Origin of the sequence: Pseudoalteromonas sp. P1-7a (assembly GCF_001401855.1) — a bacterium.
Taxonomy (GTDB): Bacteria; Pseudomonadota; Gammaproteobacteria; order Enterobacterales; family Alteromonadaceae; genus Pseudoalteromonas.
Window position 1 is genome coordinate 13,745 of record NZ_LKDU01000019.1, and the last position, 12,418, is coordinate 26,162.

The following is a 12,418-nucleotide window of genomic DNA, read 5'->3' on the forward strand; positions in this document are numbered from 1 at the left end:
CTTAATTAGGTGTGTGAGAGTTTTGATCTGAACTTTGCGCATGTTGCGCTGTATTAGCACCCTGCAAACGATAAAACGCAAGGCGTGTTTTGAGCCCTTCAATGGCTATTTGTTTTAAAATTAAATTAAAGGTAATTAAAATAGCAAACATAATATGAACAGGGCCATGTGTAAAACCCGCTTCTGGGTTATAAAGCGTAAGCCCAAACAACATAAATAATACCACTAACAGTATTTCTATTAATTGATTTGAGTAAAAGCTGAGCCGGCCTTCATTTTTGTGATCTTTTTTAATGCTAATAGCGCAAAAAAACGGAATAACTTTAATTTTAAAAGCGGCGTTTTTTTCTACGTAGTTTTCGCCAAGCTCGTTAAGCTGCTGGCGTAATGTATCAATCATGGTGCGTCCTTAAATAGCAGTGCGCGGATGTTACACTATTACGCCTAGTAGGTTAAGCAGCGCAAGGTTATTTTGGGTAAAGGCTCATACCAATGGTGAGTATGTGGCACACAAATACCACAGAAGTAAGAATAAAGCGCATTTTTTGATAATCACGATGGTAGGTTTGCCATTGTGGTGTGGCTTTCTCAAAGATAAGCACTAACCAAAAACTTGCCCCTAACCAGGCAAGCGCCCACTCCAGCGGAATAAACGATAAAAATGGTATGGGTATAACGGGCAAAACCGCTTTAATTGCATCGCCGTAACTTTGCAATCCAGCGCGCCATAAATTGCCCGCCATAAATGCCAATATGGCAATGCTATAAAAAGTAAAAAACTCAAGATTAATACTGTTGCTACCAAACATAAGCGGCCACGCTACACAGCCTAAAAAGGGCAGTAACCCCAAATAGCCAAGTTGAATATGATTAACAAATTTTTCCATTACAGCATGCCTTATGTTTGTATGTTTTAAGCTCCGCTATTGTAGCAGTATTCTTATCACTTATAGCTAACTAATCACTTACGAATAGTACAGCCAGATAGTTCAATCCTAAAAATCGATTGTTTTAATCTAAACAATCAATTTTATTTAATTTATCAATGGGCTTATTGTATTAATCAAGCCAGCAGAGCTAGCCGATAAATTTAGCTTTGCTTGGTAACTTAAATTAATACATTAAATATAAATGAGGAATACTATGAGCACTTCATTGATCAACACAAAAATTCAACCTTTCAACGCAACTGCATACCACAATGGTGACTTTGTAGAAGTGTCTGAAAAAGACGTACTAGGTAAGTGGTCAATCTTCTTCTTTTACCCTGCAGATTTCACATTCGTATGTCCTACTGAACTTGGCGATGTTGCTGATTACTACGAGCAACTACAAGAAATGGGCGTAGAAGTTTACTCAGTATCAACTGATACTCACTTTACGCACAAAGCATGGCATGACACGTCAGACACCATTGGTAAAATTAAATTCCCAATGATTGGCGACCCAACTGGCCGTATTACTCGCAGCTTCGGCGTTATGATTGAAGAAGACGGCCTTGCACTTCGTGGTACGTTTGTAATGAACCCTGAGGGCGAAATCAAAGTAATCGAAACGCATGACCTAGGCATTGGCCGTAGCGCTAAAGAGTTAGTACGTAAAGTACAAGCTGCACAATACATTGCAACGCATGACGGTGAAGTTTGCCCTGCATCTTGGCAGCCAGGTGAAGACACACTTGCTCCTTCACTAGACCTAGTTGGTAAAATCTAAATACAGGTTTACCCACTTTTATAGGGGCAGGCAACTGCCCTTAAACCAACATCATTTCGTTTGTTGGTGCCTCCTATTTCAACTCGGACTCATTAGCACATGCATTAGTTGGCATGGGAGGCTTGCTGTTTAAATTTTCCTAAAAAGGGTTAAGCCATGTTAGATAACAACATTAAAAATCAATTAAAAAGCCATTTTGAATCGCTTACTCAACCTGTTGAGCTGCTTATTGCCTTGGATGACAGCAAAAAATCAGCAGAAGTAGAAAGCTTAGCAAACGATTTAGCTTCGCTAAGTGACAAGTTCACGGTAGTTAACAACCCAGACTCGAGCGCACGTCGCCCATCTATGGTTGTGCATTCACCTGAAAAAAACACCCACATTACGTTTGCTGGCGTACCTATGGGCCACGAATTTACAAGTTTAGTGTTAGCGCTTTTACACACTGGCGGTCACGCAAGTAAAGCCAAAAGCGAAGACATTGAACAAATACAATCACTCGAACAAGAACTTAATTTTGAAGTATACATAAGCTTAAGTTGCCAAACGTGCCCGCAAGTAGTGCAAGCGCTAAATACAATGGCCGCAACAAACAGCAAAATTAAAGCGACAATGATTGACGGCGCACTATTTCAAGATGAAGTGGAAGAGCGCAATATATTAGCAGTACCCGCTGTGTACTTAAATGGCGAACCATTTAGCCAAGGTGCATTAAGCTTGACCGACATTTTAAATAAAGTAGACACGAAGGGCGCAGCTAAGCAAGCTGCAGCACTAAGTGAAAAAGATGAGTTTGATGTACTTGTCGTAGGTGGTGGCCCTGCGGGTGCCTCAGCCGCTATTTATTCTGCTCGTAAAGGTTTAAACACCGGTATTGTAGCCGATAGATTTGGTGGTCAAGTTGCCGATACGTTGGCTATCGAAAACTTTATTTCGGTTAAAGCCACTGAGGGTCCAAAGCTTGTTGCTCAGCTAGAAGAGCATGTTAAGGAATATGATGTAGATGTAATGCATAACCAACGCGCAGCAGGGCTTGGTCGCGGTACTAATGGTTATGAAATTACCCTTGAAAACGGTGCGACTTTAAAAGCTAAATCGTTAGTACTTGCCACCGGTGCACGCTGGCGTGAAATGAATGTACCTGGCGAGCAAGAATACCGCGGCCACGGTGTCGCTTACTGCCCGCATTGTGACGGCCCTTTATTTAAAGGTAAGCCAGTTGCCGTTATAGGTGGTGGTAACTCAGGTATTGAAGCGGCAATCGACTTAGCCAACATTGTAGAGCATGTAACTGTACTCGAGTTTGCAGATACGCTGCGCGCTGATGAAGTACTCGTTCGCAAAGCGAATAGCTTAAGTAACATTACTATTATTAAAAATGCACAAACCACTGAAGTGGTAGGCGATGGTAAAAAAGTAACCGGACTTAATTACACTGACCGTGTAACAGGCGAGGAAAAATCATTAGCACTTGCAGGTATTTTTGTACAAATAGGTTTGATCCCTAATACCGAATGGTTAAAAGAGAGCGACCTTACACTAAGCAAATTTGGTGAGATAGAAATTGATGCTAAAGGCGCAACCTCGTTACCGGGCGTTTATGGTGCGGGTGATGCGACAAATACGCCATTTAAACAAATCATTATTGCAATGGGTAGTGGTGCAACAGCAAGCTTAGGCGCGTTTGATTACTTAATTCGCCACAGCGAGCAAAGTAATCAAGACCAAAATGCAGCTTAATAGGCAAATCGTCTCTTGATGTAACAGCAAAAGGTACACCCAAATGCTGTTTGTTAACCCAAGCCGCCCTCTCCAAAGGCGGCTTTTTTAATGTTTATAACAATATCTCTATTAATCACAGCCACCAGAATCCCCACCGCAATCATTATTAGAGTGTGAGTTATTACTAGCATAAATTGAAGAGTCAGTGCTTGTATAAGTTGAACGGCCTTGTGATGCCTTACCACTGATAAACGTAACTAATAGCAATACGCTTGATACAATAACAACGGTTATTGATGAACCCCATTGCCCTGTAGAAATGCCTTTAAATATGGCTAACAGCAGTACAGTAAAAAGTAATGTTCTTATTATATTTCTCATAGTATGTCCTTACTAAATTAAAGCGAGTTAACGTTAGTTGTATGCTCGAGCGCATTGGCAAGCGCTTTTTCAATCTGCGGCAGCTTAAACGGTTTAGAGACAAACATATCCATGCCCGCTTGTTGGCAAGCTAACTTGTCTTGCGAGGAGGTGTTGGCTGTAAGGGCTACAATGTAGGTGCTTTCTTGAGGGCAAATACGCTGCGTTCTTAGTGTTCTGGTCGCTTCAAAGCCATCCAAAATCGGCATAATGCAATCCATAAAAATAAGGTCGTAATGCTTTTGCTTGCACTTAAAAATAGCGTCTTGACCATCAATGGCGCAGTCGGCTTTTACGTTTAACTTATCAAGAGAGGCATCAAGCACACGGCGGTTTATATCGTTGTCATCTACAATAAGCACACTGAGCGAGTGGTTGTTTAGCTCAATTTTTGATTGAATATCATCTATTATTTGTTCTTTACCAAGCTCTAGCGGAATATTAATACTGAACGTAGAGCCTTTTGTTAGCTCGCTCGTCACAGTGATTGTGCCGCCCATGTATTCTACAAGCTCTTTTATAATTGCTAGGCCAAGACCAGTGCCCCCTTTATTGTTTTTAGCATCAACCTCTTGTGTAAATGGCGAAAATAAAGACTCTAAAAAAGCGGGGGTCATTCCGCGGCCAGTATCAGAAACTGTGATACCAAGAGATAACGCATCGTTATTATTTATGAGCTGGGTGTTGAGTTTTACTTGGCCTTGCTCGGTAAACTTTAATGCGTTACTTAATAAGTTAGAGGTAATTTGGCTAAGGCGGGTACTGTCGCAAAAAGCCCAGCAGCTATCATCAATCGTATTTTCTATGATTAACTCAACACTGGTTTCTTTAAACAAGGGGGTATATAAAGAGGCTAAGTCACTAAATATGGTTTTTAGCAGTACATCGGTTGGCTCTAGCTTTAACTCACCATGATTAATTTTAGAAAAATCGAGTACTTCATTAATTATGTTAAGTAAAATGTCAGCGCTGCGTAGCGCTATTTTTATTTTTTCGTCTCGTTTTTCAGTGTTTTTTTCATCTATTAGGGTGGTGAGCATGCCGGTTATGCCATTTAGAGGGGTGCGTAACTCATGGCTAATTTTAGCAAATAGCATACTTCTATCTTCTAACATATGCTCTGCTTCGGCTTTTTTCTTTTTAAGTTCTTCTCTAAGTAATATAGATTCGGTTATGTCTTGAAATGTACCAAATAGCCTTATGCAATTGCCTTCATGAAATTCGGCTTCTCCAAAGGTCGAGATCCAAATTTCTTGGTTTTGTGCAGTAATAACCTCAAGCTCTAAATTCCACTTTTCTCCTTTGTTAATGGCATTTTCAACTGCTTGATTTATCGCATCTTTGCTTGAGCCGTCTTTGTAAAACTCAATTGCATTATCAATGATTGGCTGATAGTCATCGGCAACCTGATGTATACGTTTAGTTTGCTTACTCCAATACACTTTATTTTCGATTAAATCGACTTCCCAAGTGCCAATGTTAGCGATGTTTTCAAGCTTAGATAGGGTGTAGCTATTTTTTAAAAGCTGCTCTTTGGTGTCTATTTTTGCAAATTCAGAGCCTAGCCACTGTGCAAATAGCTCTATGTAATCGTACGCTTCGTCGCTAAATGCAGTTGACTCGTTAGGGGATGAAAAGTTAACGGTGCCAAATGTTTCATCAGCTATTTTTATGGGTGCACCAATGTAAGATTCAAGTTGAAAGTTTATGTAACAAGGGTGGTTTGCAATCGTACTTTGTGAGGCTTTATGAAACGAAAGCGCTGAGCCTGCAGATAGAGTATGAACACAATAGGTGCCGTCTAACTCAAATTGTGTACCAGTAACTAAACTGTTATCGGGTGTTATGGCGTGGAGTACTGTGTAGGTATTGGCTTCAATTTTACTAATTATTGCTATATCAAGGCTAAACACTTCTAGACCAAACGCAAGTAGACTTTTTATTTTGGAGTCAAAATCTAGTGTTTGGTTTGAGACTATATCGTGAAAACGCCTTAAAAAATTCACTGCAATTACCTTCGTTTTATTTTTATATCGCTATGCGTATCGGCAGATAGGCATAATTGTTTAGCCAGTTTGTTACAGTTTATACTAATAGAGACAAACCGTTGAAAAATTTATGAAGTAAAGACGGTTATGAAATTAATACACGCGCTTAATGGATGTATGTCATTAGCAAAATTTACCTTACTTAATATGTTGAATTAGGCGTGTATTCTGGGTTTATGTCGCCCCCGACTTCCTCCGGATCAACATCGTTAATAAGTAGTACTTCGCGCACAGCTTCAATATGGTCAAGCACCGTTTGATAGCGCTCTCCATATTCGTATTTTGTTACTTCAATCGCTTGTGGCATGTAAGTGAATGCAATTTTTAGCGCGTGTAACGCTTCTGGATTAATTTTATCGCTCATAATTTTCTCTCATATAATCAAATGTATAACGGTTAATTTTACAGCTTATTTAAGGCGTAGCCCAGTGGCTTTTATTGCCTAGGCGCTCACAACGTAACAATTATTAGTAATAGTGACACTAAAAATTAAAGCTTACCTTTTAACGTGGATTCTTAATGTGCTCGATAGCGCCATACTATTTAAGCCCATTAAAGGTACATACTTTGTACTATTTAAAAGTAGCTGCCCCATGCATTGTTGTCTAACAACTTACAAAGCAGTCAAGCCCTGACTGGTCATTATTGTTGTAGTTGGTGTTGGACTGTTACCTACTTTTAGTTTAAGTGCATTTAGTTTGCTATTGAGGTGTAATTGTATACTTGTTTTTTATTAGAACGATAAGTTGTTGCATATATTCACAAATACGCAATATAATGCGAACAATTGTTATTTGCATGCGCAAAGATGTGCGCTTGCTACTTTTTTAAACGAGCTAAAAATGAATAATAAAAAAACATTTAGCGCTACAAAGCGTCGCCATTTTATGGCGTGCGTATTAGCACTGGTGACCGCTACGGTAATGATCACCGGTATGACTACCTATTTACCCTTTCAAATGAGTGAACAAATTTTACTGCCTATTTTACTGTTTCCCATTATTTGGGTAGGGCTGTTTATCTATGCCTACATTTGCGAAAAAGCATGGCAACCATTTTTACTCATGATCACTTTGTGTTTAGTGCATGGAGTTTTAAGTTATTTAGCATTAGTGCAGGGACAAGGATGAAATCAATTACATTAAAAAAGCTATTCCTATTACATAGCTGGGTGGGTGTAGTTACAGCTGTTCTATTATTTATTGTAGCTTTTACTGGTGCGCTTGCAGTACTTGCCAGACCAGAGCTTAAAATTTGGGCTAACCAATCGTTGCATCAAACTCAACATATTCCTAATAGTGAAGTTAATTCGTTAGTAAATACCTACCACGCACAAGTACCTGAAGAGTTTGGTGAAAATATTCATGTATTTATGCCGACAGGGCATAATTTTCACTTACTTGCTTTAGTATTCGAGTCTCACCATGGTGATGAAAATTACCAGCAAGAAGTACTTAGAGCATTTGAATTTGACCCAGCAAGCTTAGCATTGGTAAATACCTACTATGGTCCAAGTAAGCAATATTATGCCAACAGAAAAACAGATGCAGCTAGTTACATTGCTGAGTTTCATGCTGACTTACATTTAGGGCGCCCTATAGGTCTTATTTTAACTGGCTTTTTGGGCTTAACGTTATTAGTAAGTACGGTAACGGGGCTATTTATACATCGTAAATTAATTAAAGAACTGTTTACCTTTAGATGGCTCAAAGGTTTTGATGTCACTATTAGTGACGGCCACAAAGTAATGGGTATTTGGGGCAGTATTTTTAATATTGTAATTGGCTTTAGCGGCGCATTTTTAGGCTTGGCCACCGTAATTTTACTACCTGCCGCCGCTTTTGTTAGTTTTGGTGGCGACCAAGATAAGTTAATAGAAACCTTTACAGCTATTCCTGAACCTATAATTAGTCATGTAAATCAGCCGACTGACATAACCGCTATTTTAGGTGATGCGCAGAAACGCTACCCACATGCTGTAATTTTAGATGCCACGGTAATGGCGCATAACGATGCAAACGCACAAGTGTATTTACGTCTTTTAGGAGGCGAGGCTGTGGCTTCTCAGCTATTGCATTACAATGGACAAGGGGAGTACATCGCTTCAATGAGTAGCTTTGGCGATATAGCAGGGGTATCAATTAAAATTATTGAAATACTCTTCCCATTACACTTTGGTAATTTTGCTGGATTATTTGTGAAACTACTTTGGGTAATGCTTGGTTTAGCATGTGGCTTAATGCCACTTTCAGGCATGATGATGTGGTTAGCAAAGCGTAGCAGAGGTAGCACACCAACGCTTAGTGCTGGCGCATATGCAAAGTGGAACCGCTTTATTATAGGCAGTTGCGGCGGTTTAGTGCTTGCCTGTTGTGTATTATTCCCTATGCAAATACTTTTAAATTATGCCGTGGCAGGTGTTGAGCACAACGCTTACTTTGGGCCGCTATTTTTTTACTCGTGGTTAGTTTGGCTAGTAATTGCCATATTTTGGCAAAACTATAAAAGCTACTTTAAAGCCACTGTGCTATTTTGCGCTCTGTCACTAATGAGTGTTTTACCACTTAATAGCGTGTTAGGTGTAAATAATGTTATTAACGCAAACAGTACCTTGGTAGTAGTTACCGATATCAGCTTTTTAATTGTTGGACTGGCGTTTTTATGGGGGTACTTAAAAACACACTCTGCAGCAACGCCACTTACAGAGGTAAAAACAGCATGAATACTTTGGCGATAGTGATTGCGTTAATGTGTTTACTAGCTGCTTTATTATTAATGAGAAGTAAGCACTACAAAGTAACCCATAAATGGCTGTACTGTTTTGTTTTAACAGCTATTGCCTTGGCATGTTTTATACATGTTTACGCTATAATAGCGGGTGTTGTATGCACCATTGCAGCGTTTACCGTAATGGGCATACTGGTTACGGTGTATTTAGGTAAACAGCGCTTAAGTTAAAAAGGCTTTGGCTGTATCAATTCCCATTTTATACCCATCGTTGAGCCGTTTAACGTTTTTGGTTGTACGGCCCACTCTAAATTGAGGCGGTGGGGCAATGACATTGATTTTGCAATCTTTAGGCGGGTTATTAATAAAATCTATGCTCCTGTTGTAAACGTGCGCTCTGTTCGTCGCGCTTTTTATGAGAGCTGGGTAGTTTTTATATAGTTTTTTAGTTAACCACTGGGATCTACTTGGCTTTTTTCTATAACCTAATGGCTGAGAAAGTACGACGGTTATTTCTTTAGCACCCATTTCGTAAGCTTTTATAACAGGAATAGAGTCTGCTACGCCGCCATCGGTCATCGCAATATCATTAATAATAGGGTAGTTGCGATACGCAATAGGGATAGCACACGATGCCTTAAGTTGCTCTATCATTAAATCGCTCGTTGCTTTTAGGTATTGAGGTTGCCCTGTGGTGATGGCGGTGGAGACGATATAAAATTCATGAGCCTCTTTTGCAAAAGTGTTTGTGTTTAGCGGGATCTCATCAATGGTTGTTTGCCACAGCCAATCTAAATCAAACAAGTGTCCGCCTTTGATAAAGCGCGCTAAGTTAATAAATTCTGGCCGACACGAAAAATCGGTAATCACATGGTAATTTCGTTTAGGTTGTTGGCATAAATAAGCGGCTATATTGGTAGCGCCAGCAGAAACCCCAAAATAATTAGTAAAAGGCTGATAACGCTGCGCTAAAAACTCATCAAGCACCCCGGCGGCAAAAATACCGCGCATTGCCCCTCCCTCGACGACTAAAGAATGTTTATTGTTATTATTAATCATACTATTACCTCCCTTTAGATGATATTACCAACTAACTAAGTAAAGCGCGATCAAATGCTTAAAATAATTATACCCATCTGACATATTACTTAATTCATTTAAGGAATGAAACGTGATGTTAGCGGTGCTAAAAATTTTGATATAAACAGACGAATTACGAAACTTTAACCCCGTCATCTACATGTTTATTATTTGAGACTAAGCCACTTAATTAAGCTATTTAGTATTAGTGCACTGTTTAGCTTAGAAAACGTGCCTAGTTGTTAATGTGTTTTGATTAATCGTAAGTGTCGGGTATTTCTGATAAGGTATTTATTAATACAAGGCTTTGTTAATAATAAAGAATCGTTATTTATGACTGACTCAAATGTGACCGTATTTAGTAATCTACAAAATAAGTTAGGTGAAAGCCCGCTTTGGCACCCTTTGCTTGAAACGCTATTTTGGGTAGACATAGAAAAAAATCTCTTGCTGAGTATGTGTCTGACAAAACCAGACTCGTTAGCTCAAGTTGAAATGCAAGATACGGTTTCGGCCTTAGCGTGGCTTGACAAGGCACACCTTATTATTGGCACCAGTACGGGTATTTATAAATACCATATAGCTTCTGGGGTGCGCCAAACGCTTACATTTTTAGAAAACACCCAGCCTACACGACGCGCTAACGATGGCCGAGCCGACCCTTGGGGTGGGTTTTGGCTAAGTACTATGGATAAAAGCGCCCGCTCAGGCGGGGGAAAAATTTACCGATTTTATCAAAATTCGCTTAATTGTGTGGTGCAAGGGTTAACCATCCCCAACGGTCTTTGTTTTGATAAAGCACGCTCACGCGCGTATTACTGCGACTCTAAAGCCAGTTGTATTTTTTCTTTGAATGTACACCCACAAAGTGGTGAGCCTATTTTACCAGCGAGTGTTTTTTATCAATTTAAAAATACTGAAGTGGACCCAGACGGTTGTGTGATTGATGCACAAGGGAATTTATGGCTTGCAGTGTGGGATATGGGCTGCGTTATGTGTTTATCCCCAAATGGGGAAGTTTTACAAACACAACCATTACCCGCTAAAAAGCCTACAAGCGTTGTGTTTGGTGGCAAAAACGCGCAGTGGCTATTTGTAACGTCTGCAGATGATAGTAATGTAAAAACTAACCAGTCATTACAAGGTAATGTATTTAAAATAACAGGCATACAAAACGGGCAGCTAGAGCCGCCCGTGATGCTATGATTGAATTTAGTTATTTAAATTGGCACACTTTATTTCGTCCTGTTTCTTTTGCTTTGTAGAGTGCTTGGTCGGCTTTATTTATAAAGCATTGCGGTGTGCTGTTTTTATCCGGCATGGCAGAATAAAAACCAATACTTAACGTTAGGTACTCACTTACACTAGATTTATTGTGTTTTATGCCTGCCGCTTTAATTGTTTGTTGAATTAAGCGGGTAAATTGCAGGCAGTCTTGCTCATTAGTTGCCGGTAAAATTACGGCAAATTCTTCACCTCCATAGCGTGCGGTTAAATCGCCCTCGCGTCGGCATTGCGCCTTAAGCGCAGCTGCTACTTTTACTAAGGCTTCGTCGCCTTGCTGATGGCCATAACTGTCGTTGTAGTTTTTAAAGAAATCTATATCGCACATAATTAAACTAACGGGTTGTTCAGCACGTGCGCAGCGCTTAATTTCACTCTCTAGTGCTTTGTCGAAACATCGCCGGTTTGCAATTGAGGTGAGGCTGTCGGTATTTACAAGTTGGTTGAGCTTTTGATTCGCAGTTATTAGCTGCTGTTGTATGCGTTGAAGTTCTTGCTTGTAATTTAAATTTTTAAATGCGTTAGCAATTATCTCGCCTACAAGCTTTATTCTAATTAAATCTAGGTCTGTCCATTCGCGTTTTTGTTTTACACAGTCACAACCTATAAAGCCTACCAGCTCTTTATCGTAGCGAAGGCCAATACATAATACTGATTGAATTCCTTCACGCTCTAGTTCTTGTTTTTCTTTAGTTGCTTTTATTGGGAGACTGGCAACATCATTTACTTTAAATAAGTGCGTGGTATCCATTAAATTAGCGAAGTAGGGGAGTGAGTTTGTTGGGACATGTTGTAGCTGCTCTTTAAACGCCTGAATGCCTTGATTAACCCATTCATGAGTATTACGCATTGACTTACCATCTTCAGAGAATTTAAATAAGTAGCTTCTATCGGCATGGCAAACAGTGCCAATGGCTTTAAGTGCAAACCCTATATGCGTATCAATATTGTCATTTTGGATATCTATTAAATCAGTAGAAATTTTTGAGATTATTTTATCAAAGTTATATTGCGCATCTTGGTTGTGCTCAATAACTTCAAACGTTGCTATATGTAAGTGTTTATTTAGCTGGGCGAGTTTGGCATTTAGCAACAGGCTTTTGGTTTGTTTTTGTAATAATACGTGGCAGTTAGTATTTATCACCAAGTATTTTTCAAACAATTGCTCAATCGTAAATTGTTTTCTACTCTCAGGGCTGCTGAGCTTAAGGTGCTTAAAATCAGCCTTGTTTAGGGTGTGTTTTTCAGGTAGGTCAAATATAAGCTGTGCTTGCGAGTTTGCTTTATAGGTGTGTTTTTTAACGTCATAAAGTACAACAGCAAATGGAATAAGCTTAACAGTACTCCAAATATCCTCTAATTGTTTTAAGCCCACTCATTGCTCCAGTTGCTTGTTTATAGAATGTGTTATTCCCTTTATGTAT

The 12,418-nt window shown here is 39.5% G+C and carries 13 protein-coding genes; 6 read left to right on the plus strand and 7 right to left on the minus strand.

All coding sequences use genetic code 11. From position 1 onward, the window contains the following. Window position 1: 1 nt before the first annotated feature. Window positions 2-400: a hypothetical protein gene (locus AN389_RS12425; RefSeq protein WP_055019920.1), complete on the minus strand. Its 399-nt coding sequence runs from the start codon at window positions 398-400 to the stop codon at window positions 2-4. 67 nt (window positions 401-467) lie between these two features. Beyond that, window positions 468-887, minus strand: coding sequence for a DUF3429 domain-containing protein (locus tag AN389_RS12430; RefSeq protein ID WP_055019921.1), 420 nt, complete (start codon window positions 885-887; stop codon window positions 468-470). A 256-nt stretch (window positions 888-1,143) separates the two neighbouring features. Here AN389_RS12430 and ahpC point away from each other — a divergent pair, with 256 nt between their 5' ends. Together ahpC and ahpF are read left to right on the plus strand one after the other, a co-directional pair. Then, on the plus strand, window positions 1,144-1,713 hold the full coding sequence (gene ahpC / locus AN389_RS12435; protein WP_055014462.1) for an alkyl hydroperoxide reductase subunit C: 570 nt from the start codon (window positions 1,144-1,146) through the stop codon (window positions 1,711-1,713). Between the two features lie 156 nt (window positions 1,714-1,869). After that, window positions 1,870-3,453 (plus strand): alkyl hydroperoxide reductase subunit F, encoded by a 1,584-nt coding sequence (gene ahpF / locus AN389_RS12440; protein ID WP_055017457.1) that lies wholly within the window; start codon window positions 1,870-1,872, stop codon window positions 3,451-3,453. Between the two features lie 111 nt (window positions 3,454-3,564). Here the strand turns inward: ahpF and AN389_RS12445 are convergent, their stop codons facing one another. The 3 genes from AN389_RS12445 to AN389_RS12455 form a co-directional block, all read right to left on the minus strand. Beyond that, complete coding sequence (locus tag AN389_RS12445; protein ID WP_055014460.1) at window positions 3,565-3,816, minus strand: hypothetical protein; 252 nt, start codon at window positions 3,814-3,816, stop codon at window positions 3,565-3,567. A gap of 17 nt (window positions 3,817-3,833) precedes the next feature. Continuing rightward, the gene (locus AN389_RS12450) at window positions 3,834-5,861 is read right to left on the minus strand and encodes an ATP-binding protein (RefSeq protein ID WP_055019922.1); all 2,028 of its coding nucleotides are present in this window, start codon (window positions 5,859-5,861) and stop codon (window positions 3,834-3,836) included. 184 nt (window positions 5,862-6,045) lie between these two features. Next, the gene (locus AN389_RS12455; protein ID WP_055014458.1) at window positions 6,046-6,267 is read right to left on the minus strand and encodes a hypothetical protein; all 222 of its coding nucleotides are present in this window, start codon (window positions 6,265-6,267) and stop codon (window positions 6,046-6,048) included. A 478-nt stretch (window positions 6,268-6,745) separates the two neighbouring features. On the opposite strand from AN389_RS12455, the gene AN389_RS12460 reads away from it, so the two are divergent. Genes AN389_RS12460 through AN389_RS12470 form a run of 3 tightly spaced genes read left to right on the plus strand, consistent with a single transcriptional unit; the run spans window position 6,746 to window position 8,861 of the window. Beyond that, window positions 6,746-7,033 (plus strand): hypothetical protein, encoded by a 288-nt coding sequence (locus AN389_RS12460; RefSeq protein ID WP_055014531.1) that lies wholly within the window; start codon window positions 6,746-6,748, stop codon window positions 7,031-7,033. Then, window positions 7,030-8,625 carry a PepSY domain-containing protein gene (locus AN389_RS12465; RefSeq protein WP_055019923.1) on the plus strand — a complete coding sequence of 532 codons (1,596 nt, stop codon included), beginning with the start codon at window positions 7,030-7,032 and terminating at the stop codon, window positions 8,623-8,625. Before AN389_RS12460 ends, AN389_RS12465 begins: the two co-directional genes overlap by 4 nt. Beyond that, window positions 8,622-8,861 (plus strand): hypothetical protein, encoded by a 240-nt coding sequence (locus AN389_RS12470; protein WP_055014456.1) that lies wholly within the window; start codon window positions 8,622-8,624, stop codon window positions 8,859-8,861. The genes AN389_RS12465 and AN389_RS12470 overlap by 4 nt, the downstream gene beginning before the upstream one ends. Here AN389_RS12470 and AN389_RS12475 read toward each other — a convergent pair. Next, entirely contained in the window at window positions 8,853-9,689 is an 837-nt protein-coding gene (locus AN389_RS12475; RefSeq protein ID WP_055019924.1) for a patatin family protein, read from the minus strand. The genes AN389_RS12470 and AN389_RS12475 overlap by 9 nt on opposite strands. Before the next feature lie 354 nt (window positions 9,690-10,043). Here AN389_RS12475 and AN389_RS12480 point away from each other — a divergent pair, with 354 nt between their 5' ends. Next, entirely contained in the window at window positions 10,044-10,916 is an 873-nt protein-coding gene (locus AN389_RS12480; protein ID WP_055017460.1) for an SMP-30/gluconolactonase/LRE family protein, read from the plus strand. 10 nt (window positions 10,917-10,926) lie between these two features. Here AN389_RS12480 and AN389_RS12485 read toward each other — a convergent pair whose 3' ends face one another. Next, window positions 10,927-12,369 (minus strand): diguanylate cyclase domain-containing protein, encoded by a 1,443-nt coding sequence (locus AN389_RS12485; protein WP_055017461.1) that lies wholly within the window; start codon window positions 12,367-12,369, stop codon window positions 10,927-10,929. Window positions 12,370-12,418: the final 49 nt, after the last annotated feature.

Coding starts and splice junctions, on each gene's coding strand:
- AN389_RS12425 (WP_055019920.1), bottom strand. CDS start 400: ATGATTGATACATTACGCCAGCAGCTTAACGAGCTTGGCGAAAACTAC.
- AN389_RS12430 (WP_055019921.1), bottom strand. CDS start 887: ATGGAAAAATTTGTTAATCATATTCAACTTGGCTATTTGGGGTTACTG.
- ahpC (WP_055014462.1), top strand. CDS start 1,144: ATGAGCACTTCATTGATCAACACAAAAATTCAACCTTTCAACGCAACT.
- ahpF (WP_055017457.1), top strand. CDS start 1,870: ATGTTAGATAACAACATTAAAAATCAATTAAAAAGCCATTTTGAATCG.
- AN389_RS12445 (WP_055014460.1), bottom strand. CDS start 3,816: ATGAGAAATATAATAAGAACATTACTTTTTACTGTACTGCTGTTAGCC.
- AN389_RS12455 (WP_055014458.1), bottom strand. CDS start 6,267: ATGAGCGATAAAATTAATCCAGAAGCGTTACACGCGCTAAAAATTGCA.
- AN389_RS12460 (WP_055014531.1), top strand. CDS start 6,746: ATGAATAATAAAAAAACATTTAGCGCTACAAAGCGTCGCCATTTTATG.
- AN389_RS12465 (WP_055019923.1), top strand. CDS start 7,030: ATGAAATCAATTACATTAAAAAAGCTATTCCTATTACATAGCTGGGTG.
- AN389_RS12470 (WP_055014456.1), top strand. CDS start 8,622: ATGAATACTTTGGCGATAGTGATTGCGTTAATGTGTTTACTAGCTGCT.
- AN389_RS12475 (WP_055019924.1), bottom strand. CDS start 9,689: ATGATTAATAATAACAATAAACATTCTTTAGTCGTCGAGGGAGGGGCA.
- AN389_RS12480 (WP_055017460.1), top strand. CDS start 10,044: ATGACTGACTCAAATGTGACCGTATTTAGTAATCTACAAAATAAGTTA.